The organism is Pontibacter cellulosilyticus, from assembly GCF_014306105.1.
Classification (GTDB): Bacteria; Bacteroidota; Bacteroidia; order Cytophagales; family Hymenobacteraceae; genus Pontibacter; species Pontibacter cellulosilyticus.
This window is the reverse complement of sequence record NZ_JACRVF010000005.1, coordinates 76376-101060: the sequence shown is the minus strand read 5'-3', so window position 1 is coordinate 101060 and position 24685 is coordinate 76376. Positions and strand designations below refer to the sequence as shown.

Below are 24685 nucleotides of genomic sequence, written 5' to 3'. Positions count from 1 at the left end.
TACTATTTGTTTCTTTGATTAGAAGAAGATCTCTGGTTTTTTCTGCCACGGTTATCGCCACGGCCCTGCTGCTGGCTGCGCTGCTGGTTGTCCTGCTGCTTACCGCCGCCGCTACCTACATTAGACTCGAACAGGTTGTTACTCTCGATGTAGCGTAGGTCCATGTTCAGCTTGCCTTTAGACAACTGGCGAATATCGTTCAGGATGATATCATCGGTAATGCTGTCTTTGTTGTACGACTTGTACAGCGTTTTCATAAGTTTACCGATTGAGATGATAGCAGCTTCACGCTCTTTCTCGTCTTCCAGTTCTGTCGCTTTTTGTATCAGCAGCTCTACGTTTGTACCATAGTGCTTAAAAACCGGCGTTTGTGTGGCATAATCCATCGGCTGTGGCTTATCGTTCAGATACTCCATCGCGCTCAGGTGGTAAGGAGCATCCACATCCAGAGTAGAGCCAGACATTACAAAAAGGTGGTTCCAGAGCTTTTGCTGGTAGTCCTGCGTGTCGCGTAGCTGTGGGTTTAGCTTAGCCATCAGGTTTATAAGTAACTGCGAAAGGCGCGTGCGTTCCGTGCGGTCTTCTACCTTAGAAATGTAGTTTACCAGGTCCTGCACATTGCGGCCGTACTCGCGCAGCAAAAGGTCTTGTTTAAATGAGGTACTCGCTTCCATTATATTTTTTGAATGAGTTCAAAATTAGAAATTAGAAATTAGAAATTACGTAAGTCTGAAGTTTATCGACGAACAAGTTTTAAATTAGATAAAAAGTTCTTCTTCAGTATACCTGTACTTTAGCATGGTGTGTTCTAATTTCTGATTTTTAATTCATAATTTCTAATTAATCTATTCGTGTATGCGCAGCTTGGCAAAGCTTAGCAGTAAAGTTTTCTCGCCTACTTCGTCAAAGTTGATGATGGCTTTCACGCTGTTGCCCTGGGTATCCATTTTGGTTACTACGCCGAAACCGAATTTCGGATGCTCTACTTTCATGCCTGCTGCCAGTTTGGAGGTATCGCTTGGCTTGAAGTCGGCTGGCGCTGTATACCCAGTGGCTGCCTGCTTGCGCTGCGGCGGAGCTATCAGGCTGCTGATGCTGCTCTTGCGCTCAAGCACTCTGTCAAAAATATTGCCTCCACCTGATCCAGAGTCGCCATACTTAAAGTTAAGGTATTTAGGATCAATTTCATCCAGGAAGCGGCTCTTCTCGCACGCTCTCAGGTTGCCCCACTGGTAGCGGCTGGTGGCGTAGGTTAAGTATAACTTCTTCTCGGCACGTGTAATGGCTACGTAAAACAGACGGCGTTCCTCTTCCAGGTCGGCACGGGAGTTCAGCATCATCTGGCTCGGGAAGAGGTTCTCTTCCATACCCACGATAAACACATTCTTAAACTCCAGTCCTTTGGCCGAGTGGATGGTCATCAGGGTAACAAATTCCCCGTCCTCATCAGCTTTGGTATCGGCATCGGTTATTAGGGCAATGTCCTGCAGGAAAGCGTCCAAGCTTTTGTCTTCCTTCTCTGGATCATCTACATACTCTTTGATACCGTTCAGGAGCTCCTGTATGTTTTCGTAACGGGCAAGCCCCTCCACAGTTTTATCCTGGTACAGGTCGTCTACTATTCCGGAGTGCTTGGCTACATGCTTGGCAACCTCAAAGGCATCTACGTTCTCTGCAATGCGTGCAAAATCGCGGATCATAATTGAGAAGTTCTCAATAGCCGTGCCTACACGGTTGCCCAAAAACTGACCTGCGTTCTGTACCACTTCCCATACGCTATGGTTAGTTTCGGTAGCTGTTACAAATATCTTCTGCTCGGTAGTCTCACCGATGCCGCGCTTCGGGTAATTGATCACACGGCGTAGCGCCTGCTCGTCGTTCGGGTTCACCGTCAGACGCAGGTAAGCAATCAGGTCCTTTATCTCTTTACGCTGATAAAACGACAGACCACCAATGATTTTATACTTGATGTTCATGCGTCGCAGGGCTTCTTCCATAGCCCTGGACTGCGCATTGGTACGGTAAAGTATAGCAAAGTCGTCGTAGGAGAGGTGGTTGTTCATCTTCTCCTCGAAAATAGTAGTAGCCACCAGCTTGCCTTCTTCGTTATCTGAATTGGCTTTTATAACTTCGATCAGCGGACCCTGTTCGTTATCGGTAAAAACATCTTTGCGCAGCTGTGCCGTGTTGTTTTTGATAACCGAGTTGGCAGCGTTTACAATGTTTTTTGTAGAGCGGTAGTTCTGCTCCAACTTAAACACCTGCAGCTCCGGGTAGTCGCGCTCAAAGTTGAGAATGTTCTGGATATCGGCACCACGGAAGGCATAGATAGACTGCGCATCGTCGCCTACTACTACAATATTACGGTTCTGGGCAGCCAGCTTACGCGTGATCAGGTACTGCGAGTAATTCGTATCCTGATACTCGTCCACCATCACAAACTTAAAGATGTTCTGGTACTTGTTCAGCGCGTCCGGGTGATCTTTAAAGAGCACGTTGGTGTTAAACAGCAGGTCGTCAAAATCCATAGCGCCGGCTTTAAAGCAACGGTTCTGATAGGTTTCGTAGATCTTGCCGATCTTAGGGCGCATGGCAGCCTCGTCGTCGGCTTGTATTACCGCGTCGTTCAGGTACTGCTTTACCGATATAAGCTTGTTTTTTGCTGCGGAAATACGACCCAGCACCACGTTCGGCTTATACAGCTTATCGTCCAGGTTCATCTCCTTCACAATATTGCGAATGAGTGTCTTGGAGTCGTCGGTGTCGTAAATAGTGAAGCTTTTTGGGTAGCCAATTTTCTCGGCCTCGGCGCGAAGTATGCGCGAGAACACCGAGTGGAACGTGCCCATCCAAATATTTTTAGCCTCGTTACCGATTACCTTCTCGATACGGTGGCGCATTTCTTTGGCCGCCTTGTTTGTAAAGGTAAGGGCAAGTATGTTAAACGGATCTATCCCCAGGCTTATCAGGTGTGCGATCCGGTATGTTAAAACCCGTGTTTTTCCAGAGCCTGCACCCGCTATAATCATGGCCGGTCCTTCGGTGTGAAGCACTGCCGCGCGTTGCGACTCATTCAATAAACTAATGTAATCCATTTCTTCTCTTCCGCGTGCGTCTTAAAATCTATGCAAGTTACAAATACTAATCCTTTTAAAGAACCGGCGCCTGATATTTGGCACGGCTCGTGCTGTAAGTGGTTTAGAAAGATGCTATAAGATGAACAGGAAGTTGATCTAAAGCGTTTAACTGTTGGGCGCAAACAGTACAATTTTCTTGTTTTAGCCCGATTTTTGAATTAAACACCAGATAACTGTAGTTTTGCAGTTGATTTAGATATAAAATAATCAGATTTGATACACAGCAACTATAAGATGTTAGCCAGAAAAGCTATGAATTTGTTACTAGCGGTGTTGTTTATACTTACCGGCAACATGGCTATGGCTCAATCCAAAGCAACACAAAAAAACACCCCGGCTAAAGGTAAAACAACTACTACAACAGTAGTAACTAAAAAGCCGGCAGCTACAACAGCCGGCGCATCAAAAACAGCTTCAGCAAAACCAGCCACCTCTCCGGCTGTACAAAAGCAAGGCGGAACCGCTGTAACAACCACTAAATCTGCTGCACCGGCTCTGGTAGTTAAAAAGGTTTGGCGCACCGCTGCCATGGATTCTGCAATGGCTTACTATACCACATTGCGTTTTCAGGAGGCTTACAGCAAGTTTAAAGCGGCCGTAAATCAGGGAGATAATGATGCCTTGTACTTTATCGGGCGCATGCACCAGTACCGCGAGCTAAAGTATGATTCGGTGCAGATCGATACGCTGGAGCAGATACAGAATGCCGAAAAATACTTCTCGGCCAAAAAAGACTCTGCCAAATTTTACTACCAGAGAGCTGTAGACGAAGGCAGCCTGCTGGGGCACCTTGGCCTGGCCGAGCAAACCATACTTAGGTCCTTAGAAGATAAGCAGCGTTTTATCCAGCACATGCGTACTGCCGCCATTGTTATCCGTGAGAAGGCGGTGGAAGGCGACGCCTTTGCTAACCGAATTCTTGGTAGCATGTACTATACCGGCTTCGGAGAGATGAAGGACTATAGCCTGGCATTTAATTACCTGAACCGTGCTGCCAATGCTAATGATGTGGTGGCTTATACTTCGCTGGCTAACCTTTACCTGAATGGAGAGGGTGTGAAGAAGGACCTGGACAAAGCAGCTTATTGGCTAAAAAGAGGCGTTACAGCTAATGAGCGTGAGGCTTTTTACACGCTGGCGCTGCTGCACGAAGAAGGCACATTGGGTGAAGTGAACATAGACGAGGCCCGTACATTGTATCGCAGAGCCATTGAAAAGGGCAGTGTGAGTGCATATGAGCAGTTGATGTATATTAACCAGACGCCTGACCAAAAAGTGGTAATTGCTTCTGTGAATCGTGATCCGGATATGCTGAAACGTGCTTTAGCAGCCGGAGGAGATCCCAATACACAGGCAGTGCCAGACGATTTTGAAGCGGTGCTCGACGGCCGTACAGCTCTGATGCACACCGTTTACATACCAATGTTGCTCGAGGATTACGGTGTTATTTATGAGCCTGAAGTTCGCCTTAAAATGGTAAGCTTGCTGTTGGAGAAAGGTGCTGACATTAATGCGCAAGATAGTGTTGGTAAAACTGCTTTGCACTATGTTGTGAGTAGTTCCAGGATTCGTTCGGAGTTGTATGAGCAGGAGCAGGCCGATCTGCTGGATACTTTATTAGCTAAGGGTGCCAACCCAAACATTAAAGACAAGGAAGGTAACACGGCTTTAGCGCAGGCGCTGAAAGCTACCATCGGTCAGCACATTGGTATCATGGAGCTGGAAAAGCTGTTAAAGGCCGGAGCTGATCCTAATATCCAGAACAGCGAATCGAAGACTCCGCTGATGCTGGCCTGCGAGATGAACGCCAACTTTGAAATTATACTTGCTTTGCTTCAGTCCGGTGCTGATGCCAAGATAAAAGACAGTGCAGGTAAGGCTGCCATCGATTATACCAAACATGAGAATGTACAGAATATACTGATGGCTGCCGGCTCGCCAGAGAAGCAGTAGCAATCGTTAAGTATAATTATACTTGTAATCCCTCTCCTGAACAGGAGAGGGATTTTTTATGATACCCATTTTCGCATAGCGTTGGCAACCAGCGGGTGCCGGCTAGTGCATAAGAGTCTCCAGACTTAATTGTAGAAAATGTTTCCAACCACCCCCAACCCCTCCTTATCTAAGGCGGGGAATTTTACCTACTGCTTTACATGTCACTATAATAGCACTCGCTTTACCTTTCTCTTTTTATAATTACATAAAACTCTGTTTTTGAGAGATTAAGTAGTGCTACAGTGCTTAGACTTTTACTGGCGTAATGCCCGAACTCCCCGCCTTAGATAAGGAGGGGTTGGGGGTGGTTGGACCAGGTGCTGCAAATAACCCTACAAATTAAACATACAGTTGTCTCATCAAAAGTTGAACAAAAGGTGCGGTTTTTGCTTTTAAGCTGTAGACATTCGTAGATTCGTATAAAAATTCCGATACCTTATGCCCCGACATACTTTGCTTGCCGGACTTCTTTGGATGAGTATAGCTGCTGGTTTTAGCAGCTGCACCAGCCAGGGAGCAAACACGACTTCCTCTGTTACCCCAACAAAAGATTATAGTATACTTCAGCAATATTTTAACCCTAACTGGGCCACAGACACCCTTTGGGACGATGGCCTGGCCGAAGTGGCTGTGTATGATGCCGAACGAGTGATCTATGACAAAAAGCGCAGCTTCGAATTTGCCCTGATCACGGTGAAGGAGGACTTTAACCGCACCCACAATGTTAAAACCGACGACTATTCCCGCCAGGATCTTTTCCCGGTGATGAAGGTGAACGAGTTTGCCCGTATCGAGACAGATAATTACCCCTACCATTACCTTACCTCTGTATTTGTGCACCGCAGCCAACCCTGGGCTTTGCATAAACTTACTACCAGCTCGCAGGAGTGGTGCGGCACCACTTTTAAAAGTATAACCGACGAGGGCACTGTTTTCCAGCAGGAGTATAACTCATACTTCGATGGGCAGGGAAGTGGAAGCCGGGAGTTACCTAAAACCATACTTGCAGAAGACCAACTGCCGTATACGTTGCGTGCGCTGCGCTTCTCTGATGAGCTTAGTTTTAAAGCCAATGTGCTGGAGTTACAGCAAACAAACCAGGCAAAAGAGCCGAAGATTTACAAAGCCAATATCCGCACTGTAAAGGCTGCGGTAAACGGACAGCCGGCTTGGGAAGTGCAGGTACAATTAGACGAAAACAAACAGAACACGTACTACTTTGCTGCACAATACCCAAACCAGCTGATTCGCCAGCGAACCTGGGATGGCCGAAACCTTGAGCTGAAAAAGCTTAGCCGTTATGCCTATTGGGAACGACCAAAAGCATAACAGTCTATACTTTATTCTAACAAAAAATAACTTTGCTATGTCTGCCACTATAGATAAAAGTACGCTTGCGTTTTTAGCGGATCTTACCCAAAATAATAACCGCGAATGGTTTAACGAGAACAAAAAACGTTACGAAGCGGCGCGCAAGGATTACACAGTTTTCCTGGACGAGATGCTGGAGGAGATGACCGCTTTTGAGCCTGTGGCATACAACCAGAAAGGCAAAGACCTGCTTTTTCGTATCTACCGCGACGTTCGTTTTTCTAACGATAAGCGCCCTTACAAAGACCACTTCGGAGCTTATGTGACAGAAGGCGGACGCAAATCTATATACCCTGGCTATTACCTGCACCTGGCTGGCAATAACAACACCTTCGTAGCCGGCGGACTCTGGATGCCACCTTCCGATTACCTGAAAGCTGTACGGCAAGAGATAGATTACAACCTCGACGAATTTAAAAGTATAGTAGAAGAAGAGGACTTTAAGAAGCGTTTTGGAAGTATAAGCGGTGAACAGCTTAAAACCACTCCTAAAGGTTATGAAAAGGAGAATCCGGCTATCGAGTACCTCCGCTTTAAGAGCTGGAACGCTATGATGCCGATCAATGATGAAACGGTGCTGAGTAGCAATTTTATGGAGGTCGTGCTGGATGCGATGCGTGCCCTTAAACCACTCAATGATTTCCTGATGCACCCGTTAAAGGACCTGGAGCAGGAGCAGGAGTAAGACTTGAGGTTGCGGAGAAGTTAAGTCCTTTCAAATGCACTGGCTATACTTACTGCTTACGGCCTTTAAAGTGCTCCATGGTTTTGTAAATGCCGAGTACTCCACCCACAAACCAATCAAACAACCTAACAGGCATTATACCCTGGCTAAACCGGACAAAGTGTATGCTCCAGGGCATACCCAGGAAGATGCGGTTCTGCTCTATCGCCCTGATCACTTTGCGCGCTACTTTCTCCGGCTTTAGGATCGGAATAACGGAACGTACTCCATCGAACATGCCAGTATTAATATAGTATGGCATTACGGTGGTTACACCGACGTTCTTCTTCAGTTGCTGCATCTCAATGCGGAGGCTGTCAGACCACCCGATAACGGACCATTTGCTGGCCACGTACACCGACATTTTAGGGTTGGAGATCAGACCACCGGACGAAGCAATGTTGCAGATGTGGCCGGAGTTTTGTGCCAGCATGCCCGGTAAAAATTCCAGGGTTACATACATGGGTGCGTCGGCGTTAATATCCATGGTTTTGCCGATGTCTTGGTACGTATGCTCATGGAAATATTTGCCCACCACGATGCCGGCATTGTTTATCAGCACATCCACAATACCATGCTGCTGTTTTACCATAGCGGCTGTTGCTCTTATCTGCTCCGGCAACGACACATCTACCTGGTATGCTGCTACTTTGCCATAGCCCGACAAATCTGCCATTGTCTGCTCGATATTATGAGGATTGATGTCCCAGATGATAAGTTTTGCACCTTTCTGAAGCACCAGTTGCCCCATCAGTTTCCCGATGCCAGAAGCACCTCCAGTAATCAGAACCGTTTTATCCTTTAGGCTTTTCATGGTATAGAAGGTAAGAGATCAAGTTTAGGTTATTGGTGGAAAAGATTATAGATTGACGGTTAGTACAAGCTGCGAACGAAGTGTAGCTGAGTATGAAACCTGTGTAGGGTTTGCAGATGGCTATTCCTTATTTAGCTGATAATCGGTGTCTATTACAATTCTTTTCAACCTGTCACTTTCGAAGTTCAGATGCACCCAAACTCCAGTAAGAACTGTTTCAATTTGGACGTTTTTGTAGTCTCTGATATTAGTAGGCTCTCCTTTACTAAAAAGAATTTCTTTTACTTCGTCTCTAGTCAGGCCAACTTTTAGACCATTTGTCATTTCTAGTGTAGGGTCCGTGATTTTGGCAGAAACAATTGCCATATCGTTGTTTCCCGATTCTTCATCCCAAGTAGTGTGAAGAAACTTAACGAACCCGTTGTTCATTTTGAGTCTGTACAGAGTAACGTGTCCTGTCGGCGAACTATTGGAAAGAGAGATTTCTTCTTCGATACTAAACCTGTCTGTATAATGGCTTTTTAACTCTTCTGGTGTAGTGAATTTTCCGTAAGGCCACCAGAAGTACCAATTATGGCTCAATAATTTAAAAGTGTCAGCTGATGGCTTTAATATCTCGAAACTGTATGTTGTATCGGATTCGAAAAGGTGCACATCCTGAATAGCATCTTCTACCTCGGTATGCTCGATATCAATGGGCACAGATTCACTAATTGCCTGCTGAGTGCAAGAGTAGAAGACAAAAGTAAGTAGAGAACCGAATAAATAGAATTTGATATATTTCATGATTATGTTTGCTGCTAACGGATGGTATATGGTTGGTTGCGTGTTTAAATAACTATTTAGCAAACAAATACTTGCTAGAGAAAACTTAGAAGGAATTTTCCAGATATGCAGTTGCCAGAGCAATTAACTATACACGGTGTTATGCCTCACTGTTTAATTTTTGTTATCAAATGTTGTAAAATAAGAGTGCCCAGTATTTAACTAACTAGAATGATAATTGAAGTTAAACAATTAGTTAGTTTCTGAAGTTATAGTCATATGAGAATTTTAATATTTGCTTTAGTCTTGCTTGCTTCTTGCATGTCCCAAAAAGACATAACTCTTAATACTTCTGAAACAAATCAAAATAACGAGAAAAATAATATGAGCAGCGAAACCATTTACAGTTTTATCAAACAAGGCAAGGGCAAATGGCGTGTTCAGGACGACGTTGTTATGGGAGGGCGTTCAGAAAGCCAGCTTAAAATGACGGAGGACGGCAGAGCACAATTTTCCGGCCGCATATCTCTTGAAAATAACGGTGGTTTTTGCTCGATTCATCTAACTTCTGAAGAGGACCCCTACGTGATTGCTGAAAATTACACGGCATTTGTAATCGTTTTGAAAGGGGATGGAAAGGATTATAACTTTCGTGTTAGAACGCCCAATGGGCGTCACTCTTACGGGTTTACTTTTTCTACTGAAGGAGGCACTGAATGGGAAAGAATCGTTGTTCCATTTGAGTTGATGGAGGCTACCTACCATGGTGAACCAGTGGACGTGCCTAATTATCAAGGTGAAAACGTAGTCGAAATGCAATTGCTGATTGGTAATAAAAAAGAAGAAACTTTTAAAATTCTTATAGAATCTATTGGTGTCAAGTAACCAAACGTTCCATTACCGCTCTTTACTCAATTGATTTCCAGTGAGGCATAACGGTTGTACGTAAGACGAGCGAGAGCGTAGCCGAGCATAAAGGCTGAACTTTGTTACCTTACTTTGTTTTTTACTAAGCTATTGCTACCTAGGTGAGTTATCAAGAATTGTTCTATAACGTTAGCTGAGCTCGAGCTAAGGTTCAGTGAATCTTGCTTTAGAACTTTGTCTTGAAAATCGATTAATGTTATGTTGTCATTCTCTATTTCGACTAACTTCAAAACATTCTTATCTATTCTTTCTTCCACACCTGATAGGAACAGCCTATTTGCTTTTAGTTTCATCATTCCTTGCGGCAATTCTAAAATTCCCATTACAATCAACAAAATACCTATTCCAATTCCAGCCAAAGGATATAAACCCATTGAAGGTATCAAAGTATAGCAGCCTACTGAAAGAAGAATAATAAATGAGCCTATTCCGATTTGAGAATATTTTCCGATGTCATCATTTAAAGTGGTATATCTTATTTCACTTTTCTTGTAGCCTGCTCTATACAAGATGTTTTCTGCTACGCCTATAAAAATTGACCCAAGCCAAAGTATAATAATAGCATTCGTTACATAAGGAAATCTGTCCGTTCCTATTGAAAAAACAAAGGCAATAAGTAATGCTGCCTCTAAGAAACTTTTAAGCTTATTTCTATATTTCTTCATGCTTAAAATGAAAGGTAACGTCTTGTGTATACCCTGTGTGAGGCCTTCAGCCGAAACATAAGGTATAAACCTTGTTGTGTGAGGCCCTTTTTTATTCTGTTATTATTTGTTCCTGCTGGCCAAACTCAAAACACTCAAGAGCTTCAGATTTAAGAATCTTTTTTGATACTTCTTCGCCACAGCCAAGAAGCAGAAAGCCCTGGTCTTCTGGATGGCAAAAGCACCATTCTTTGTTCTCTGCAAAGAAGTAGCTTGGAAAATCTTGGTTCTGCTCAACGTAAACTGTTATAAGTTCTGACAACTCGCCGAAAAAAAGCCAATCCACAACTTCTTCATTTTCATGTAAACCTTTCCCATCCAGCACGTCACCAAAAAAGAAGGTCGTAGTTGCTGCACCGATAATGCTGATGATTTCATTGAGAGTTTTAATATCTTCTTCAAGTAAGCTTCCTAGATTAGGCGGCCACTGCTTACCAATGTTCCAAATACTTTGTGTGTCTATGTGCTTATTGTAAGGGATATTCAGTTCTTTGGATAATTCTTTGTAGGAAGTTCTTTCCAATCTATCTTTAGCTGGATGCCCATTGATTATTCCATACTTACTCCAAAACTCTACCCTTCTATTTAGGTCTTCAACTGATTTGGCATTGTAAGAGTATTCTTTAATTGGCATCTTCCTATCAATGCAAACAGGCATTAGTACTTTGATGTAGCTGTCAAAGCTTGGGGGCAGTAAATTACTTACCTTTCCAAAGCCATCCTGGTCAACACCTTTGCTAATCCAATCAACTATACTAAAATCAAATACTCTTTTCATTATTGGAGTTACACACAACTAGTAGCTAAACGTAACAACCTGTGCTTTTACCCCATATTCCTGTGGCTAAACGTACTGTTTGTTATGTTAAATATACTTAATCCTATATAAGAAGCAAAGCCAATTTATGCCTTCAGATTAGGGTGCTTTCTGCGTTGGCGGTACATATATAACTCCACCAGTACCCATAAAAAAACGATAGCGTACTCCAGTGTTACCAGGGCCAGGTCTTCGCGGTAAGGTATGTGCTGGTAAGTGGCATAAGTAAGTATAGCCAGTGCAGACCACACAACAGCATACCTGAACTGGCTGACAATAGTAAGTGCGAGCACAGTGCTGATGTACCAGGGATGCACGGTAGTAGCCAAAACCAGATAAATGGTAAGCGCCACTGCCATGTAGCCGGTAAGCCTGCGGATAGAGCCAAGCTTTTTAACAGAGGCCAGGGCAAGTATACTTATGAGCGTAACAAAGGAAAGTACTGGCCCGATCAGGTTAATCTGGTTATAGCCGGTAAATTGTATGCCCAGCCAGCGCAGCAGGTAGTAAATACTGGCGTTAAACTCGAACCGCTGAAAGTAAAGGTCTATGCTCTGCCAGATGTTTTGCAGCAGTTGCAGATTTACAAGCGGGTAAAAGAGTGCTGCCAGCGTAGCGGTCATCGCAGCAACAAAAAGGAGAAATCTATACACGCCAAGCTTCCGGAGAACGAAGGGCAGGAACATGAGCGGGATAAGTTTGGTGCCAATGGCCAGAGCAAATACAAAGCCCGAAATGAGCATACGTTGGTAAAACAGCTGGTGCAGGGCCAACAGCAGGAAAAAGATCATCAGCGCCTCGAAATGCAGGTTGCCGACGAGTTCTATAATAACTAATGGGTTTAAGGCGTATAGTAACAGGTGCTTTTCGGGCAGGGCCATTTTTCGGAGCAGGCGCAACAGCAGCAGTATACTCCCAATCTCAGCAAGTATAAGTATAAACCGCATTACTAGCACACTGCCTATTATACTATCCGGAGCCAGTTTAACCGAAAGCCAGAACACCCCCTGTGCCACCGGCGGGTACACACTAAAGTACTGCTGCGAGTTTAGCTGCTCGTAAAGCTGCGCTGTAATGCCAGCCACCTGTGGCGCGTCAGGCGATACAAAATAGGAGGGGAGGTGAGCGTAGGGGTTAAGCCCGGCAGCCAGTAATCGCCCGTCCCACACAAACCTGAAATAATCATCGGAAAGGGCAGGCGCTGCAAAAAGAAAAACCAGCCTGAAAAGTATGGCGGCGGAAATGCCATGCCAGATGTTTAGCTTACGGTTTGCTATGTATAAATATGCTGCAAAGGCAAAGGCATACAGCAGCAACAGCTGTGTAAAGGCAGTGCGCGGGGTGGCATAGGCAAGTATAAAATACGCCACAGCCGACAAGGCCATCAAAGTATAAGCTGCAATTCTGCTTTTGGTCATGCTGTATCTTATGTGCGCCTGCTATGCAACAAAGAATAGAAGAAAACGGCCCCAAACCCGATCACCAGCATCACATGGAAAGGCAGCAAACCGTAGTCACCAAGCCTGAAGGCAAGCCAGATTCCCGCTGCAAAGTATAAAGCAAGTATACCTTCCATCACCGTTAGTGCACTTATACTTTGCATAAAGTAGGCTTGTTTCTTCCAGGTGCCTTGGGTGTGCCGCAGGTTATACTTTGGAGTACGGATAAATGGTGATTTTTTGCCTAAAAGTCCTTCTGCTACCGCCATGCTGTTGTGCAGCGAAAGCCCCATCGAAACGCACAGGAACAGGAAGAAATCAGGGACAAATCGCCTGGTGGTTTTCCAGGCCTGGTAGCTTTGCTGGTACAGGGCTGTCCAGTAGAACGCCACCAGGGCCAGCAAACTGAGCAGCAACACAGAGCCTAACTTAAAAAGTGTAGCCAGCTGCGGGTTGTTGTCTTTAATGAAAAGTATAGGCACACTTAGCAGCGCCGTTACAAGCACACAGATAAACACCAGGCTGTTGAGCAGATGAAACGTAGCATGCAGTTTAGTTGGCAGCGGCACCTGCGATTGCAGTACGCGCACTAAATGCTTACGGGCAGTTTCGGCAGCTCCTTTGGTCCAGCGGAACTGCTGAGATTTTACCGCACCCATGGCGGCAGGCAACTCGGCGGGGGCTTCTACTTCTTCCAGAAAAATAAACTGCCAGCCTTTTACTTGTGCCCGGTAACTCAAATCCAGGTCCTCGGTAAGCGTGTCGGCCTGCCAGCCACCGGCATCCAGAATGCAGGCTTTGCGCCACACGCCGGCGGTGCCATTAAAGTTGATGAAATGTCCGCCGCTGTAGCGCCCTCCCTGCTCCACGGTAAAGTGCGCGTTCAAGCCAAAAGCCTGCAGTTTGGTAAGCAATGAGTAGTTTTCGTTTAAGTGTCCCCAACGGGTTTGCACCACCCCGATCTTGTCTTCTGTAAACCTAGCGACGGTACGCTTCAGAAAATCCGGAGCCGGTAGAAAGTCTGCATCAAAAATGGCTATAAACTCGCCAGTGGCTGTCTGTAAACCATACTGTAAGGCTCCTGCTTTAAAACCTTCCCGGGTGGATCTGCGGATATGCTGTATTTTTAAATTAGGGTACTGCTTTAGTTTTTCCTGTACAATGGAGGTAGTGTCGTCGGTAGAGTCGTCAAGGATCTGGATCTGCAACTGCTCGTGCGGATAATCAAACGCGGCCACGGCCTCTATCAAACGCTCTACCACATAGCGTTCGTTGTAAAGCGGCAGTTGTACTGTAACTTTTGGCCATACTTGTAAGGCGGAATTTATACTTTGAGAGCTGTTTCTTCGCCGTTTCTTGTTCAGCCAGTAAAGTATCGTCAGGTGCAGTTGGGCCATGCTGTAGCAAAAGATAAAAGCCAGGCACAAGCCGTATACTGCTATTATCGATGCTTCTAGTATGTTCATATGTATGTCTTTGCGCCCTTTACTTTATACTTTACTTTGCGGCCCTTGCGATGGCTTTGAGCGTTAAGAACGCACGTGGATCCGCCAGATACAGCAGGGTTATCATTCCTCAAAACCGTACCTTAAATATCGTTAATATAATCTTATATCCTGCCATTACAGTGCCTTTTACCGTGCCGGATACCTTTGAGAAGCCGATGCGCTTGCGATAGGTAACGGGCACCTCTGTGTAGCGAACTTTATACTTTGCGGCTTTGGCCTGCATTTCTACTGTCCAGCCATAGGTGCAGTCGCGCATGTCCAGGTTAAGGAGCGTTTGCAGCTTTATAGCCCTGAACGGGCCCAGGTCGGTAAAACGGGCCCCGTAAAACCATCTAAGCAGGGTAGTGGCCAGCCAGTTACCAAATATCTGTTGCGGCATCATGGCGCCTGCTTCCCGCTGGCCCAGCGCCCTCGATCCAATCACCATATCAGCAAGCCCCTCCAGAATAGGCTGCACCACTTTGGTTATTTCCTCAGGATAATCAGAATAATCTCCATCCAAAAAAACGATGATGTCTGGTCGTGTTGCCTGTGGTTTGGCTGCGGCAAAGGCAATCCCTTTTAGGCAGGCGTTTCCGTAGCCCGGCCTTGGCTCGTGCAGCACGGTAGCACCAGCGGCGGCGGCTGTGGCGGCAGTGGCATCGGTAGAGTTGTTGTTTACCACGATCACGTCGGCAACAAAATCTTTGGGGATATCCTGTACTACTTTGGCAATGGACTTTTCTTCGTTGTAGGCTGGTATGATAACGTTTATAAGCGGCATGTAACGTGCAAGGGTGTGTGCAAAGATGTCTAAAATCTTTTTCTGATGCTAAAAGAGGTGTTTTTCTTTGTAGGGGTAACTAATTTAAAACTAACTTGCAGGCGAACTTTTTGTTGCAGGATTGGTTATAGATACTGGTGAATCGTGAAATTGAATTATGAGTAGAGAAGCAATAAAAGTTGGCGACAAAGCACCTGACTTTGAATTGATTCGTCAGGATGGTGGTTTTTTTCGGCTGAAGGATCTGAAAGGAGAGAAGAACGTGGTGCTATACTTTTACCCGAAAGACAGCACCCCTGGCTGTACTAAGCAAGCTTGCGAGTTCAGAGATCAGTACGAGGTCTTTAAGGAGCAGGGCGCAGAAGTGGTTGGCATTAGCTCAGACAGCGTAGACTCACATAAGCGCTTTGAGCGTGTGCACCACCTGCCTTTTATACTTTTGAGTGATAAAGGCGGACAGGTGCGCAGCTTATACGGTGTGCCGAAAAAATTAGGTATTTTGCCTGGGCGTGTAACTTACGTTATTGATAAAGAGGGTGTTGTACAGTATGTTTTTAACTCCATGACTAAGCCTCTAGAACACGTAAAAACAGCTATAGAGGTACTGGAAAACCTTAATAAAGAACATCAACACGCATAAGAGATAGTAAAAACAAAAAAGGCGACTTATACTTAAGTCGCCTTTTTTGTTAGTGCTTTAGCTGCAATAGCTTACCGCCATAAAACTCGACCCTGATAAAGCCGTGCTCCTTGTTGAAGTAGATTTTCTTTACCTTTCCTTTGTTGTCGGTATCATTGCCGGGAACATCTTGCTCAAACACATCTTCATACACTACGCCGTCGATAGTGATAGATGGGTATGTGGGGTTTTGCTCCTGAATTTCGTAGGTGCCCAGGTTCTCAACTAATAATTTTACCTGCAGTTCGTTTGGTTTTCTGAGAATGTACGTTGCAAGGCCAGGCATTTTTCGTGTAATATCCTGAATAACCGCACTTGCCTGTGTGTTTATTTGCTCTATGCATTTGTCGTCGTACGAGTAGCCATCACCTGGAATTTGTGTCGAGTGTAGCTGCGTGCGGATGAACTTAAAATCCTCATTCTTCTCATTTACAAATCTGATTGTGTCTGGTTTGGCATCAGCTGGCAATGGCTGGATATAAGCTAACCAAGTTTTATCTTCTTCTGTAATAGGTGTAATCGTAGCTGTTTCGCAGGATTCGCAGGAGGTAAACAGTGCAGCGCCTAAAAGTAGCGTCAGGCTTGCTTTTAAAGTAGTTCTCATGAAGGGTGGTAAGTAAAAGTATAGGTTATGTGGTTTCTTTAAAATATAAATAATGATCTTAACCTGCTGACCCTGATTCGGGCTTAAACGTTGCAAGCTGTTTATTTTTTTCAAACCACTCCAGCACTGTTAAAAAATGATCGCGCTGCGCATCGTGGTGGGTGAGGATGTCAATGTGGCCATAGTCATGCATGTTGCCGTTTCTCCTGCTAAGTAATTTAAATTCACAGTTGTGGCAGCCTGTCTCCTGCATGAGGTGCTGTACATCCACGGGGTGGCCCAGTACATCATCTTGGGCGCCGGTTAAGTATAAAGTTGGAGGCAGAGTTATACTTTTCAGGGCGGCAGCGTAGTCAAAGCCGTCGTGCCAGTCCAGCCACTTTTGCTGCACTACCCACTCGTGGGTTTGGCGGTGCGTAAGGCGTGTTTCGCTGTCAGAACCAATGCGCATGTGCCGGGCAGGCAACCATCCCATTCCGGCAATTACCACTTTAGAGGTCCAGTTCCAGACCACATCCACCATCAGGAATTTTTTGAGGCTACTGATGCTAATGCGTCTTTTGCTGGCAAAGAAGGACATTGCCTGTACCTGCACCGGCTCAGTAGGGCGTGCCAGGTATGCCAGCATCAATACACCACCCCAAGAGTGGGCTCCCCAGTACTGTGGTACATCGCCTTTCAGCTCTTTTATCTTCCGGATAATAGCCGGGAAATCTTCCTGTAATGTATGGCTCAGGCCAAAATCAGAGAAACGCGAAATAGAAGGTGTGCTCTTGCCTCTGCCACGTAAATCGGCTACAAAAACATCGTAGCCATGCCTGGCAAGAAAGGGCGCAAAGCCTTTACCTGATTTCGTATAAAAGATTTTGCCGTTTTCGATGGAGCCATGCACCAGGAGTACTGGCGGCCCCTGGTGTTGCCGGCTTATGCGCCGCAGGTGTAGCTTATCGCTAGCTGTAACCGGTATAAAAAGCGACTCCTGCTGTACATCATTGTTTTTACTCATGCTTTGCTGCCTGGGCTCTGTTTAAGAAAGCCTGCACTCCTTTACGGCCACTTGCCAGCAGGGTGCTTTTTTCTACTTCGCTTAACTTGCGAACCCGCGGACTAAAACCAGCTGTGCTAATTGATACTGTTCTATCCCAGTCGTGGGCCGTGAGGTTCTGTCGGTTCAGGCTCTCTTTTATGATCGTGTAAAAGGCACCCATGTAATCACTGAACTTGCTGATGTTGTAAGGGGCAAGACCAGCCTGCTGCTCATCGTAGGCAATCTGTTCGTCGCGGTCCAGCCTGAGGCCGAGTGTCTGTGGGTTATGAAAGACGCCATGTGTATCATAATTTTTAGCGGAAGGTGAGGCATTGTCCAGGTATTTAGGATCGTCGAATAACGTAAGCGGGAAATTTGCGAGTATACCTCCGTCTACTATAATATCTAACTGCTGGCCTTTATGCGGTTTTGTTACCACATTGCCATCCTGGTCCAGCAATACCGCACGGTAGTACAACGGAATGGACATAGAAGCACGAACTGCATGTTTTACCTGCATGTTTGGAAAGGTTTCATAAGAAAAGACCATCATACACTGGTCCGTCAGATTAGTACCAGTTACATACAGGTCTCTGGCCTTGTTTTGTAGTGCCAGTTCGTGCAGTTCTGCAAAAGTTATATCTGCATTGCCTGTTTTGCCCTCCAGTTGTTTGCCAAGCCACTCTGTAAACTTATCGCCACGGTACCAGCCGTACTGTTTAAACAACCTATTGGTGCCCCCAAAAAAGATAAAGCGACCATCGTTAAACTGCTGCATTGGTGTTTTAAAGGTGATGGAAGTGATCTCCTCAGGAGTATAACCAACCGATAGCAGAGCAGCCTGAATGGCCCCTGCCGAAGTACCCGCTACTCTTTTTATGTGCGGTAAAATACCTAAAGAATCCAGCTCACTTAAAGCTCCCCCATAAGCAATGCCGCGTATGCCGCCTCCTTCTAGCGACAGGTTGGTGTAAACAGGTTGCTGTGCAAGCGCCTTTATACTTAGCAGCAGGCAAAGGCTTAGAAAGAGATTCTTCATGGTCAGGAGTATTAAATCCTTCAAATATAAGCACTTTAAGCTATTTGCCACAGCTTTATACTTAGCTACAGTATAGGCAAAAAAACAGCTGACAGCACAAAATGCTGCCAGCTGCTATTTAAAACTAGAAAATTATCACACTAACTCCGGACGGGAATAGGTTGCGGTTTTAGCTTTGGTCTAAATACCAGCCATGCCAACGACCCGAATATAGTACCGGAGAAGAAGGTAAAGGCTACAATCAGCCAGCCATTCACTCCGCGCTGTTCGGCATCGAAGTAGATGAAGGCAAGTATAGAGACCAATAACAGCAAGTATAAACCCACCACGGTAAACAAAATTATATTTGGTAAAAACTCCATGAGTGTCTGTTTAAATTGCACAAAGTCACCTAATGTAAAGGCAACTACTACTTATATTAAACTGGCTAAAGGCATGGAATGTTATGGACTAAAACAAGAATGTAATTGCAATGTAAGGTGTTAAGCAAGTATAAAATTGTATAGGGCAGCCAGAGTGTGCTATTGAAGTTTTGGACTGTTCTTGCTAACTAATATAGTGCTGGCTGTTTTACTGCAAAAACAAAGACCACCTCTCATCGGAAAGGTGGCCTTTGCAAGTAAGAAACCCTCTGGCTTATTTCTTAATAACTAGTTTATGGGTTTCAGTAGTGCCTCCGGCTGTAATGCTGAAGTAGTAAATGCCATTCGGAAGCTTGTCGAGTGCAATGCCTGCACCTGAGGTGGCTTCTTCTGCGTTCAGCTTTTTCTGCATCACCTGCTGGCCCAGCATGTTCACCACGTTCACCTCAACGACTCCGGTTATACCTTTTGCCAGTTTTAGTGTTACCTTCTGCTGCGCCGGGTTCGGGTACAGCATAGTTTTGTTCATATCTGCAGCTACAGCTAGTGAAGTTCCTGAAACGCTGATGCTGTTTGACTTTAGTACCAGTGTTTCTACGGTAGCAGTTTTGTCGCCGCCCCACTTAGAGGTTACTGTAGCTGTGTTGGTGATCGTAACCGGGTTGCTCACAATGTCCACGTTGTCTACATACCAGCCTGTGGCACCTGTCAGCACATCAGAGCCCATTCTAAAGCGGATCAACACTTTCTGACCTTTGTAACTGCTTAGGTCTGCTATGGTTTGGATGTAACCGTTGCTGCCGCCGGTAAAGGCAGGGCCAACAATGGTAGAGGCATTTGCCAGTGGAATCTCTCCGTTGTAGCCGTTCTGTATCATTTTGCTGCCCAGATTGGTCCAGGTAAGGCCGTTGTTCGTGCTGATTTCTACTACGCCTCCGTCGAAACCGCCTTCTGTAGCATAGCTATGCCAGAAACGTAGCAACGCGTTCTCGCCAAGTGTAACCGGAGTAGAAATTCTCAGGTATTGGTCGCTAAAGGCATCCGGGTCTACAGCAAACCAGGAGGTTTTGCCACTGAACGGATTTTTAGTGCTCAACTGCCAATCGCTCAGGCCCACCCCATGGGATGTGCTCCACTTGCTGCCACCGTTCTCCATATCATCGTGGAAGTATACCGTGGTGCCGTCTCCTTTATTAACCGTTACCTTGAACGATTTTGTAACCGTCTCACCTTGGGCCATTTTGATTGGCTTGAAGGAAACCACGCCGTTCGTTACTTTAGGAGCGTCTGTAGTAGACTCGTTCACGAAGGTTGTGCTGGCAGGAACAGGGCTTGAAATAGAGACACCGTTCATGCTGCTGGCAGTGTTGTTCGTAACCGTTATGTTATAAGTCAGCAGCTGTCCGTCGATTACCGGCGAAGGGTTAGCCGCTAAGTTGATGGCGAACTGTGGTGCGCATGAAGGTGGCATATCAAATGCTTCCACACCATCGGTCAAGTCGTTGTTGCTGCCTTGTTTGGCACTGTAGCCTAAACCACGCTTGGCAAATGCTCTCCAGATATAGCACTGGTTGGCGCCGCCGTTGTTAATTCTGTCAGCTGCAAGTATGGCATCACGCGCATCAATAAAGCCAGGGCTGCATGGCTGTAGTTTCAGGCCGTCGATTACTAACTGCAGCGCAATGTTATTACCGCCTTTGCCGTTGTAAATATCCGGATCGTAGCCATACTCATCAACCAGGTTCCAGGTCATATCCCACAGCATGGTAGCCCAGATAAAACCTACACCGTGTGGTACTGAGATCTCAGGGTTTGATATCATGCCGTAGGTGTAAGGATTGACACCCATATCGGTGCTGTATGGTGCCGGACGAATACCACCTCCGTCAGTTGATTCAGAAAGGACATAAGTGCCAATGCCGCGGCGCTGCGGACCAGTGTCGCCAGGCTTCATTGTCATGAATAAAGCAAAGAAATCACTCCAGCCTTCGCCGCCCTGCTCTGCTCCGGATAAGCACTGCGTACTTGGGCCGCCGGTTAAGCGGGTAGAGATGCCGTGGCCATACTCATGTGCTATAATGCCGTTGTCCAGGTCGCCGTCGCGTAGAGGAGGCACACCGCCTTCGCGGCGTACAGCACCGGTTAAGCCTTCTGCCAATGCAACTTTTAACTTGTCGCCATCTGCTTTGCTGATCATGATAGCAGGTATAAGCACGGCAGCACCTGTTTCATCACCACCCATCGAGGCCGCAGGTCCATCAACGTTGTTGACAACAATAACAGCTGTAGCACCGGATGCCTGTGCATTGAGTGCTTTCTCAATAAAAGAGCAATCTCCACGGTCTATTAAAGCTATATTTCCTGAAATTTCGGCTTGATTGGCAAATGGCACTGGAGTTGAGCCCGCAGGAAGGGCAACAGTGCCACTGCAACCGTTATTCGGATTTGCCAGCACTATTTTACCACTAACACCAGTTTCGTCAATGTCTGGGCCAAAGGCAGCCTGCACACCAGAATAAGAACCAGCTACAGAAGACGGAGCCGAAATGTGCAGCAGGTTAGCCGGAAGCGATGAGGTCCAGAGGTACATTTGCATACGGCCCGGTACACCGTCCTGTAGCGTCAGGAAGTTTGCGTTGTTAGTGCCGCCACCGTCCTGGGCTTCAGCCATTACGCCATCCAGTCCCTGGCCAACGCCACTAAAGTTCTTCTGCTGAAAGTTGCCGCTCTCTTCGTCAAAGCCATATTGGAAGAATACGTCGTGCATCAGGTTATTCCAATAAAACAGGTTAGTAGTGGCTGCCTGCACATAAGTAGTTGGTTCCTGTGCCAGGTCTAGCGGGAAGTCGAAGTTCAAATTGAGGCCACCATCCGGACTGATACCTGCGTTGGCGCCGGCTCTGTCTTCGTAGGCATGCACGTTGTTACCTTTAGTTATAGTATAAGTCAGAGCGCCGTCGTTGTGCCAGCCTAGTGGTGAGGCAGCTGCATTTTCTTTACCGGTAACAAGTGTTCTGTCTCCGTGGCTTGGTGTCTCGAATGGTGCGTCGTAAATGCGGTAAGTGCCGCTGGAGGCAATGTTTGTGGCAGCTGTGGCTGCTACACTTCGTGGCGCAATGGCCAGTGTCATAAAATCCTGCTGCAGCTGTTTTTTCTCTGCTGCTGTAAAGGCCTTCGCTTTAGCTGCAGATGCCTTTCTGGAGTAGTGAGTTTTATTCTCCGGTGCATCTGTTACTGTTGGTACACCCCAGTTATCATGCACTACCAGGTCTTCTTTCTTTAGCAGCTTGCCATCTGCAGCGTCTATCCGCATATTCCAGTAGCTCTGGGCGTCTTTCTGGTAGATATCTACTTCCCATGCAAGGCGAACGCTTCCGTCTGGCATGGGCTGGTAAATTAGTTTAGCTGGAATAGGAGAGAGGGAGATGCCACCGTCGCTTAGTACTACTGCTTTAGCGGCAGCAGGTAGCTTATCGGTAGGCTTTTTACGCTCTTTCACTACAAGCGGGTCCTTCACCTGCAGTTTCAGGTGTGCTGCTGCAGCTTTTGCTGCCTGCTCTGGCGCTATGCCTGGCGCGTTGCCTTTAATGGCAGCTCTAAGGTTAGGAATAAACCGGTTGCCCATGTTTATTATGTTGCCTTCACGGTCTATGTTTATGTTGATGTTAGCGTCTGCTACTTCAATGCCGTTGTGGCGCTGTCGGAGGTAAATGTGTGTTATGCCGTTCTGTTTACTGGTGTATTGATCTGTTATAACGTAGTCTGAAATGTCTGCAGGAGTCAGTTTATATTCGGCTCTTGTCTGTTCTATGTGCCGCAGCGCAGTAGAGAGTGCCGATTGCGCATAGGCCGTTCCGGACAGGAGTAGGAACATGGCGGCTAATGCCAGCCAATTGTACTTAGCTTTTCCTTTCATAAGCTGTCAGTTAAAATTTAGATGTGTTACATATGTGTTAAATAATAGATTTTAGTACCAGGGTTTGCGTGGTCTTATGGTAGTTTTCTAAGAGGTTTGTGCGTGCGGTTGTGGCAGATGCCTTGTAAATGTGTAATACTAAGTTACTTCTCGCATGGCTTTTCTAAAGTTGATAATGCCATGATTACGATGAATTTAGCTGTCTGGATTTTGTGACTACAACCTATGTTAAACTGTTATAGGATTATTTAAAGCATGTTTTTGAGCTTTAGAGTAGTTTTGTTCAATGCTTTAAAATATGAGGAGAGAGCCAGGCACGCGAATAGAAGTTTCTATCAGTAATGATCAGGAAAAGCTTTAAAAAGATGACATATATCATCTTTTTTGGGAGGATGTGCAAAATTAAGGGCAAGTAAAATTTATAACTATATTTATACAGTATTTAACTAAAGGTAAAATATCATCAGCTACTATCAGATATGCCGGTTCAATAAATAATTGCACTGAAAATTATACTTTTCAGATTGAAAAAAATATCTGAAAACCAGAATAGCTAACATAGCAGCTTTTAAAGAATCTTATTTAGATAGCAAAATAAGGAGGAGATGTGTTAAGTAGCTGCCTGCAGTAGGTCCGTAAAAGTTCATGGCACGTGCTTCATACTTCTTTAAGCTGTAATGCTCGTCTGGAATGATGTAACCAAGGTAGCTGCCATTAAAACCAGTTACTACTACTGCCTTATTTTCCTGAGCTGCTTTAGCTTGTAGCTTAGGCATAAACTCACCAGAATAGTCTGCCGGTACGCCCAGTAAAACAGTATTGCCAAGCTGCAGTCGATTAATATAAGCATCATATCTGCCAAAGAAAGTATAAAACAAACCGGGGGCAAATCGTTTATGCTCCCCAAGGCGCCAGTGCGGCTCCGGCAAGTATAAGGGAATGCGGTTATGCTGTAGCTTAAAAGTATAGGCTGTTTCTGTTTTAGCTGCAGCAGAAAGTATAGCAGCGGCTAATCCTTTACCAACCGCTTCAGTGCTCTCAAAGCTGTCGCCGTGGGAGTACACGCTGGAGTGGCTGCCTACTGCACCCGCCGAAAATGCTGCAAAATCGACCTCCTGCTCTAACTGGTGCACCAGCACATTGGGATAGTCGCCGGAAAGTATGGGTTCCATGGATGGAAGTATAGTAGGATGTGCCGAGAAGGTGCAAAGTATGGCCTGCTCCCCGGTTCTCTTTTCAAACTTCAGGAAACGGATGGTGGTGTCTCTGTTTGTCTCTGAATTGGTCAGGCGGTTCATGACAAAGGCTGCTCCGTTTGCTGTACCAAAGCCAACTTTTGCGATCTGCAGATCTGCCTGAGCCATTTTTATACTTTGGATGATATACCTGGCTGTTTGCCTGACTACCTGTTGTTTATACTTGCCAGCCATGATTCTGCCTGCCAGCTTTTTGCCCCAGCCTCCAAAACTGCTGTGCGTATGAGTAGCCGCTAAGTATACCTGCTCCGGCTTGATACCAGCTTTCTTATATTCCTGCTCCAGTACTTCGGCAACACTCATGGGTGCAATCAGCATATCCAACGAAACAAAATAGGCTTGGCTGCTGCCATTGTCAAACGCAAAAGTTCGTACCCACACCGAGTCGTGCACAGTAGTATATTTCATGCCACACCTTTTTCCGTAACCAGCCAGCGGAGTACCAACAGGGGGAGTGATGTTTACCTTAGCCCAACCTGCTTTTAAAGTATCACCAAGCTGATTAGCAGCAGGTAAGGCATTTAAGTTGGCCACCGTTTTATGATAATAGTCGGTTTGGGTGTAAGGTGTATTATCCAGCTCTTGCACCACGCAACTCTGGCAGAGCAACAGCAGGGCAAGCAGTGGCCACAGTAGACGAATATGGAAAGTATACTTTCTCAACCTTACCAAGTTAAGGAAACAGATGCAAAAAGCATGGTGGCGGATAATACGTGAATCTTGTTTCAGATTAGGGCAATATACCTTAAATTTGACGTTCAGGTATTTCAAAATCATACTTACAACACATGTACACAGAGGCGAAGGAAACTGCTGAGACTTATACTATATCATATTT

General features: G+C 45.8%; 20 protein-coding genes. 5 read left to right on the top strand and 15 right to left on the bottom strand.

Going from position 1 to position 24685, the window contains the following annotated elements:
- Nucleotides 1–2: 2 nt before the first annotated feature.
- Together H8S84_RS15945 and H8S84_RS15940 are read right to left on the bottom strand one after the other, a co-directional pair.
- Entirely contained in the window at nucleotides 3–674 is a 672-nt protein-coding gene (locus H8S84_RS15945; protein ID WP_187068375.1) for a DUF4290 domain-containing protein, read from the bottom strand.
- A 171-nt stretch (nucleotides 675–845) separates the two neighbouring features.
- On the bottom strand, nucleotides 846–3095 hold the full coding sequence (locus H8S84_RS15940) for an ATP-dependent helicase (protein ID WP_187068374.1): 2250 nt from the start codon (nucleotides 3093–3095) through the stop codon (nucleotides 846–848).
- 294 nt (nucleotides 3096–3389) lie between these two features.
- Between H8S84_RS15940 and H8S84_RS15935 the strand changes: the two genes are divergently transcribed.
- The 3 genes from H8S84_RS15935 (at nucleotide 3390) to H8S84_RS15925 (ending at nucleotide 7188) form a co-directional block, all read left to right on the top strand.
- Nucleotides 3390–5090, top strand: coding sequence for an ankyrin repeat domain-containing protein (locus H8S84_RS15935; protein ID WP_187068373.1), 1701 nt, complete (start codon nucleotides 3390–3392; stop codon nucleotides 5088–5090).
- A 480-nt stretch (nucleotides 5091–5570) separates the two neighbouring features.
- Nucleotides 5571–6461, top strand: coding sequence for a hypothetical protein (locus tag H8S84_RS15930; RefSeq protein WP_187068372.1), 891 nt, complete (start codon nucleotides 5571–5573; stop codon nucleotides 6459–6461).
- Nucleotides 6462–6498: 37 nt separating this feature from the next.
- On the top strand, nucleotides 6499–7188 hold the full coding sequence (locus tag H8S84_RS15925) for a DUF2461 domain-containing protein (protein WP_187068371.1): 690 nt from the start codon (nucleotides 6499–6501) through the stop codon (nucleotides 7186–7188).
- Nucleotides 7189–7237: 49 nt separating this feature from the next.
- On the opposite strand, the gene H8S84_RS15920 is transcribed toward H8S84_RS15925, so the two are convergent.
- Together H8S84_RS15920 and H8S84_RS15915 are read right to left on the bottom strand one after the other, a co-directional pair.
- Nucleotides 7238–8041, bottom strand: a complete 804-nt coding sequence (locus H8S84_RS15920; protein ID WP_187068370.1) for an SDR family oxidoreductase — start codon at nucleotides 8039–8041, stop codon at nucleotides 7238–7240.
- Between the two features lie 120 nt (nucleotides 8042–8161).
- Nucleotides 8162–8827 carry a hypothetical protein gene (locus H8S84_RS15915; protein ID WP_187068369.1) on the bottom strand — a complete coding sequence of 222 codons (666 nt, stop codon included), beginning with the start codon at nucleotides 8825–8827 and terminating at the stop codon, nucleotides 8162–8164.
- A gap of 258 nt (nucleotides 8828–9085) precedes the next feature.
- Between H8S84_RS15915 and H8S84_RS15910 the strand changes: the two genes are divergently transcribed.
- Nucleotides 9086–9691 carry a CIA30 family protein gene (locus H8S84_RS15910; RefSeq protein WP_187068368.1) on the top strand — a complete coding sequence of 202 codons (606 nt, stop codon included), beginning with the start codon at nucleotides 9086–9088 and terminating at the stop codon, nucleotides 9689–9691.
- Between the two features lie 104 nt (nucleotides 9692–9795).
- Here H8S84_RS15910 and H8S84_RS15905 read toward each other — a convergent pair whose 3' ends face one another.
- The 5 genes from H8S84_RS15905 to H8S84_RS15885 all read right to left on the bottom strand — a co-directional run bounded on the left by H8S84_RS15905 (nucleotide 9796) and on the right by H8S84_RS15885 (nucleotide 14964).
- Complete coding sequence (locus tag H8S84_RS15905; protein WP_187068367.1) at nucleotides 9796–10398, bottom strand: hypothetical protein; 603 nt, start codon at nucleotides 10396–10398, stop codon at nucleotides 9796–9798.
- Nucleotides 10399–10489: 91 nt separating this feature from the next.
- The gene (locus H8S84_RS15900) at nucleotides 10490–11215 is read right to left on the bottom strand and encodes a hypothetical protein (protein ID WP_187068366.1); all 726 of its coding nucleotides are present in this window, start codon (nucleotides 11213–11215) and stop codon (nucleotides 10490–10492) included.
- 125 nt (nucleotides 11216–11340) lie between these two features.
- Entirely contained in the window at nucleotides 11341–12672 is a 1332-nt protein-coding gene (mptB, locus tag H8S84_RS15895) for a polyprenol phosphomannose-dependent alpha 1,6 mannosyltransferase MptB (protein WP_187068365.1), read from the bottom strand.
- 8 nt (nucleotides 12673–12680) lie between these two features.
- Nucleotides 12681–14159 carry a cellulose synthase family protein gene (locus tag H8S84_RS15890; protein ID WP_187068364.1) on the bottom strand — a complete coding sequence of 493 codons (1479 nt, stop codon included), beginning with the start codon at nucleotides 14157–14159 and terminating at the stop codon, nucleotides 12681–12683.
- A gap of 109 nt (nucleotides 14160–14268) precedes the next feature.
- On the bottom strand, nucleotides 14269–14964 hold the full coding sequence (locus tag H8S84_RS15885; protein ID WP_187068363.1) for a glycosyltransferase family 2 protein: 696 nt from the start codon (nucleotides 14962–14964) through the stop codon (nucleotides 14269–14271).
- Between the two features lie 157 nt (nucleotides 14965–15121).
- Between H8S84_RS15885 and H8S84_RS15880 the strand changes: the two genes are divergently transcribed.
- The gene (locus tag H8S84_RS15880; RefSeq protein ID WP_187068362.1) at nucleotides 15122–15604 is read left to right on the top strand and encodes a peroxiredoxin; all 483 of its coding nucleotides are present in this window, start codon (nucleotides 15122–15124) and stop codon (nucleotides 15602–15604) included.
- 49 nt (nucleotides 15605–15653) lie between these two features.
- On the opposite strand, the gene H8S84_RS15875 is transcribed toward H8S84_RS15880, so the two are convergent.
- From H8S84_RS15875 to H8S84_RS15850, 6 genes are all read right to left on the bottom strand, one after another.
- Entirely contained in the window at nucleotides 15654–16247 is a 594-nt protein-coding gene (locus H8S84_RS15875; protein ID WP_187068361.1) for a hypothetical protein, read from the bottom strand.
- 58 nt (nucleotides 16248–16305) lie between these two features.
- A complete protein-coding gene (locus H8S84_RS15870) occupies nucleotides 16306–17253 on the bottom strand; it encodes an alpha/beta fold hydrolase (protein ID WP_187068360.1) in 948 nt (315 codons plus the stop codon).
- Nucleotides 17246–18313 (bottom strand): patatin-like phospholipase family protein, encoded by a 1068-nt coding sequence (locus H8S84_RS15865; protein ID WP_187068359.1) that lies wholly within the window; start codon nucleotides 18311–18313, stop codon nucleotides 17246–17248. Before H8S84_RS15865 ends, H8S84_RS15870 begins: the two co-directional genes overlap by 8 nt.
- A 140-nt stretch (nucleotides 18314–18453) precedes the next feature.
- Nucleotides 18454–18675: a hypothetical protein gene (locus H8S84_RS15860; RefSeq protein ID WP_187068358.1), complete on the bottom strand. Its 222-nt coding sequence runs from the start codon at nucleotides 18673–18675 to the stop codon at nucleotides 18454–18456.
- A 274-nt stretch (nucleotides 18676–18949) separates the two neighbouring features.
- Nucleotides 18950–22591, bottom strand: coding sequence for a T9SS-dependent M36 family metallopeptidase (locus tag H8S84_RS15855; protein ID WP_187068357.1), 3642 nt, complete (start codon nucleotides 22589–22591; stop codon nucleotides 18950–18952).
- Nucleotides 22592–23169: 578 nt separating this feature from the next.
- Nucleotides 23170–24510, bottom strand: a complete 1341-nt coding sequence (locus H8S84_RS15850) for a neutral/alkaline non-lysosomal ceramidase N-terminal domain-containing protein (RefSeq protein ID WP_230407218.1) — start codon at nucleotides 24508–24510, stop codon at nucleotides 23170–23172.
- Nucleotides 24511–24685 lie beyond the last annotated feature (175 nt).

What these genes read in the sequence shown, in the direction of transcription:
- H8S84_RS15870 (WP_187068360.1), bottom strand. Translation starts at nt 17,253, where the DNA reads ATGAGTAAAAACAATGATGTACAGCAGGAGTCGCTTTTTATACCGGTT.
- H8S84_RS15855 (WP_187068357.1), bottom strand. Translation starts at nt 22,591, where the DNA reads ATGAAAGGAAAAGCTAAGTACAATTGGCTGGCATTAGCCGCCATGTTC.
- H8S84_RS15905 (WP_187068367.1), bottom strand. Translation starts at nt 10,398, where the DNA reads ATGAAGAAATATAGAAATAAGCTTAAAAGTTTCTTAGAGGCAGCATTA.
- H8S84_RS15865 (WP_187068359.1), bottom strand. Translation starts at nt 18,313, where the DNA reads ATGAAGAATCTCTTTCTAAGCCTTTGCCTGCTGCTAAGTATAAAGGCG.
- H8S84_RS15860 (WP_187068358.1), bottom strand. Translation starts at nt 18,675, where the DNA reads ATGGAGTTTTTACCAAATATAATTTTGTTTACCGTGGTGGGTTTATAC.
- H8S84_RS15900 (WP_187068366.1), bottom strand. Translation starts at nt 11,215, where the DNA reads ATGAAAAGAGTATTTGATTTTAGTATAGTTGATTGGATTAGCAAAGGT.
- H8S84_RS15940 (WP_187068374.1), bottom strand. Translation starts at nt 3,095, where the DNA reads ATGGATTACATTAGTTTATTGAATGAGTCGCAACGCGCGGCAGTGCTT.
- H8S84_RS15890 (WP_187068364.1), bottom strand. Translation starts at nt 14,159, where the DNA reads ATGAACATACTAGAAGCATCGATAATAGCAGTATACGGCTTGTGCCTG.
- H8S84_RS15915 (WP_187068369.1), bottom strand. Translation starts at nt 8,827, where the DNA reads ATGAAATATATCAAATTCTATTTATTCGGTTCTCTACTTACTTTTGTC.
- H8S84_RS15945 (WP_187068375.1), bottom strand. Translation starts at nt 674, where the DNA reads ATGGAAGCGAGTACCTCATTTAAACAAGACCTTTTGCTGCGCGAGTAC.
- H8S84_RS15880 (WP_187068362.1), top strand. Translation starts at nt 15,122, where the DNA reads ATGAGTAGAGAAGCAATAAAAGTTGGCGACAAAGCACCTGACTTTGAA.
- H8S84_RS15930 (WP_187068372.1), top strand. Translation starts at nt 5,571, where the DNA reads ATGCCCCGACATACTTTGCTTGCCGGACTTCTTTGGATGAGTATAGCT.
- H8S84_RS15935 (WP_187068373.1), top strand. Translation starts at nt 3,390, where the DNA reads ATGAATTTGTTACTAGCGGTGTTGTTTATACTTACCGGCAACATGGCT.
- H8S84_RS15920 (WP_187068370.1), bottom strand. Translation starts at nt 8,041, where the DNA reads ATGAAAAGCCTAAAGGATAAAACGGTTCTGATTACTGGAGGTGCTTCT.
- H8S84_RS15875 (WP_187068361.1), bottom strand. Translation starts at nt 16,247, where the DNA reads ATGAGAACTACTTTAAAAGCAAGCCTGACGCTACTTTTAGGCGCTGCA.
- H8S84_RS15925 (WP_187068371.1), top strand. Translation starts at nt 6,499, where the DNA reads ATGTCTGCCACTATAGATAAAAGTACGCTTGCGTTTTTAGCGGATCTT.
- H8S84_RS15910 (WP_187068368.1), top strand. Translation starts at nt 9,086, where the DNA reads ATGAGAATTTTAATATTTGCTTTAGTCTTGCTTGCTTCTTGCATGTCC.
- H8S84_RS15885 (WP_187068363.1), bottom strand. Translation starts at nt 14,964, where the DNA reads ATGCCGCTTATAAACGTTATCATACCAGCCTACAACGAAGAAAAGTCC.
- mptB (WP_187068365.1), bottom strand. Translation starts at nt 12,672, where the DNA reads ATGACCAAAAGCAGAATTGCAGCTTATACTTTGATGGCCTTGTCGGCT.